The following is a 3,426-nucleotide window of genomic DNA, read 5'->3' as shown; positions in this document are numbered from 1 at the left end:
GGGCCGATGATCTGAAATTAATGGTCAGCATTGGTCTTTTCCTCATCATTGGTTATCGGATGCGAAGGCGCACAATGCGCCCCGCGACGATTTCACATCGGGCAGGAATAGTCAGAACCACGTCCTGATCCCGAAGGTGAAATTCAGGTCATGGACACGCTCATTCCTTGAACGCGCCATGTCGGCGGCCTGACCGAACGTGCCGGAGTAACTCACGCCGATATAAGGCGCGAATTTCCGATGCCATTCGTAGCGAAGCCGCAATCCCGTATCGATATCGGACAGCCCGGTTCCGACCCCGCGCGCACGATCGGACGCGGAATAGAAGTTCATCTCTACCTGGGGTTGGAGGATCAGGCGATTGGTCAGCAGAATGTCGTAGGAACCTTGCAGACGCCCCGCAGCGCCTCGGTCACTGAAATAGGCCGTGGCCTCCACATTGAAGAAATATAGCGCCAGTCCCTCGACCCCGATCGCGCCCCAGGCCCGTGTGGGGCCGTTGTCAATATCGAGACGCACGCCAGTCTGGACATCGAAATACCGGGAGATGGCACGATCATAGAGGGCCTCATGATCTCCATCACCGAACTTGCCGTTTGTGCCGACCGTGCCTTCGGATTTCAGCCAGAGCTTGTCGTAGTCGGTGCCGAACCAAGCCTGCCCATCGTAACGGAACTGCCCGCCATCGGCACCAAAGCGCGCCTCGAACTGGTCGAGCAGCGCATGCACATAGATGTTATGGTCCATGACCGGCTGGATGCCGTTGACATAGACCACGGGCGCGGGAGCCGAGGCGGTCTGCGCTTCCTGGGTTCCTTCGCTCTGGCGTGCCGGGACTGACTGGGCGCGTCCCGTGCCAGGTACCGCGGTAGCCAGTCCAGCGGCAAGGACCGTGCCACCTATCAGACCCCGGATCACGACACCACCACCGTGCGGAACATGCCCACCTCCATGTGGTAGAGCAGGTGGCAGTGATACGCCCACAGCCCGGGTTCGTCCGCCGTGACCAGGTAACTCAGCCGCTCACCCGGCTTGACGGTAATCGTGTGCTTGTAGGGTCGGCACTCGCCCTGCCCATTTTCCAGTTCGCTCCACAATCCATGCAGATGGATTGGGTGCTCCATCATCGTGTCGTTGATCAGGACGAAGCGCACCCGCTCGCCCAAAGTCAGACGAATCGGTTCCGCTTCCGAGAACTTCTTGCCGTCAAATCCCCAGATGAAGCGTTCCATGCTGCCGGTCAGGTGCAGGGTGATCTCGCGCGACGGCGGGCGTGGGTCCGCGCCCGGGATCGTGGCCCGCAGATCGGCATAGGTCAGAACGCGGCGACCATTATTCTCCAGCCCGTCGCCCGGCTCCGCCAGCCGGTTGATCGGCATCATGGCGACACTCTGCACCGCGACGCCGGGCTTCAGCTCTGTTTTATGCCGCGGCGCAGCCGCCGTGCCCGGCATATCCATCGCGGCGGCTCCGGGCCTGTTGGCCTGCTTCATATCCATGTGATCCATGTCCATGCCGCCGCTGGCAGGGGCATCACCGGGCTTCCCCGGCGGACTCCCCATCTCCATGCCTGCCATGCCGCCCTTCATGTCCATATTCCCCATGCCCATGTCGGTCATGGTGCGCAGCGGGCGCGGGTCCATGGGGGGAACCGGCCCGGCAAGGCCCGGACGGGTGGCGAGTGTGCCGCGCGCGTATCCGGTGCGATCCTCGGCCTGCGCAAAGACCGTGTACGGTCCATCGGCGGTGGGCTCGACAATCACATCGTAGGTTTCTGCAGGTCCGATGCGGAATTCATCGACAGGGATGGGCTCCACGTCATTGCCGTCGGCCTGAACGACGGTCATCGTCAGGCCGGGAACCCGCACGTCGAACAGCGTCATCGCCGACGCATTGATGAAGCGCAGGCGTATGCGCTCGCCCGGTCGGAACAGGCCAGTCCAGTTTGCCCCGGGAGACTGGCCGTTGATCAGGTAGGTGTAGATGATGCCCGACACATCCAGAATGTCGGTCGGTGCCATGTTCATGGCACCCCATTGCAGGCGATCCCGGATCGTCGCACCCAGCCCTTGCCGATGCGCGTCACGGAAGAACGTGCCCACCGTACGCTGGCGGAAATTGTAGTAATCGCTCTGGAATTTGAGATTTGAGACGATGTCCTCGGGATCGACGTCGGTCCAGTCGGACAATACCATCACATAATCGCGGTCGAAATGCTGCGCGTAACCGTCTCTCGGGTCGATGATCAGAGCCCCATACAGGCCCGTCTGCTCCTGGAAGCCGGAATGGCTGTGATACCAGTAAGTGCCGCTCTGATGCAGCGGGAAGCGATAGGTGAACGTGTCACCCGGCGCGATCCCGCCAAAGCTCAGACCGGGCACGCCATCCATGTGGGCCGGCACCCGGAGGCCGTGCCAGTGGATCGAACTGGGCTCATCCAACCGGTTGGTGACGTTCAGTTCGACCGTGTCATCCTGACGCCAGCGCAGGATCGGCGCGGGCGTGGAGCCGTTCACACCCACCGCGTGCATGCGCGCACCGGTGATATTGATCGGTACAGAACCGATCGTAAGGTCGAAACGGGTACCAGGCAGCGGGTCGGGCCGCCCCGACGCCGGTGTATAGACCGAAGCGTAGGCGCTCGCGCTGCCCTGCGGGAGGGCCAGCGCCGCTCCCCACAGGCCCGTCCCGACGACGAAACGGCGGCGCGTGATCGCGCTCCGTCCCGCAAGGGATCGTATTGACATGAATAATAGTCCGCAAAAGAGAGAAGGCGGAGCCGGTCATAGGTCCATGACCAGCCCTGAGACTGTCAGAACAGAATCAGGCCATCTCTCTGGGCGGTGGCAGGGCCGGCGCGAACCCATGACCGACGATGCGATCCGAACGAGACAGGCCGAAAGGTGCCGTAACACCTGAGTAATCAAACGCCCTGGTCACGGAGGGCGGCATCAGCCAATTGGCGACGCAGGCACCCTGGGCGCAGCAATCGCCGCAATGATGACATGGATGATGGTCGTGGCACGGTTCATGATTGCAATGTGCGGTCGTCGCATCCGTATGGGATGGCATCTGCATCCCTGGCATGTCAACCATCGGTTGGGTAACCAAAGCAACTGTAGAAGACAACGTGGCGGCATGACCCGGCATGACGGACGCCAGCATCAGTCCCACCTGCAGAAGCAGGCAGGCCAGCAACCGTCCCAACCGTGTCGCGCCGATTTCTTGCACATCTACCCCGTCATCTTGCTGACCGTTTCGATCAGTTCCCCGATCTTTTCCTGACGTTCCACCGGATCGCCGGATTCGATCGCCTCCACGACGCAGCCCGCGATATGTTCGCGCAGAACAAGCCCCTCGAGCCGATGCAACGCCGCCTTGGCGGCCCGAAGCTGAAGCAGAACATCCACGCAATAGCGGTCTTCG

The 3,426-nt window shown here is 61.8% G+C and carries 3 protein-coding genes; all 3 read right to left on the bottom strand.

The genetic code is table 11. The features are described 5' to 3' along the window. Window positions 1-111: 111 nt before the first annotated feature. Complete coding sequence (locus P792_RS33925; RefSeq protein ID WP_023979778.1) at window positions 112-918, bottom strand: copper resistance protein B; 807 nt, start codon at window positions 916-918, stop codon at window positions 112-114. Further along, complete coding sequence (locus tag P792_RS33920; protein ID WP_023979777.1) at window positions 915-2,747, bottom strand: copper resistance system multicopper oxidase; 1,833 nt, start codon at window positions 2,745-2,747, stop codon at window positions 915-917. The genes P792_RS33925 and P792_RS33920 overlap by 4 nt, the downstream gene beginning before the upstream one ends. A gap of 486 nt (window positions 2,748-3,233) precedes the next feature. After that, the coding region (locus P792_RS33910; protein ID WP_023979775.1) for a metal-sensitive transcriptional regulator at window positions 3,234-3,426 on the bottom strand (193 nt) is incomplete at its 5' end.

Origin of the sequence: Asaia sp. SF2.1 (assembly GCF_000505765.1) — a bacterium.
GTDB classification, from domain to species: domain Bacteria; phylum Pseudomonadota; class Alphaproteobacteria; order Acetobacterales; family Acetobacteraceae; genus Asaia; species Asaia bogorensis.
Note: the sequence above shows the minus strand (reverse complement) of the source record. Positions and strands in the feature narration are given on the sequence as shown.

What these genes read in the sequence shown, in the direction of transcription:
- P792_RS33920 (WP_023979777.1), bottom strand. Translation starts at nt 2,747, where the DNA reads ATGTCAATACGATCCCTTGCGGGACGGAGCGCGATCACGCGCCGCCGT.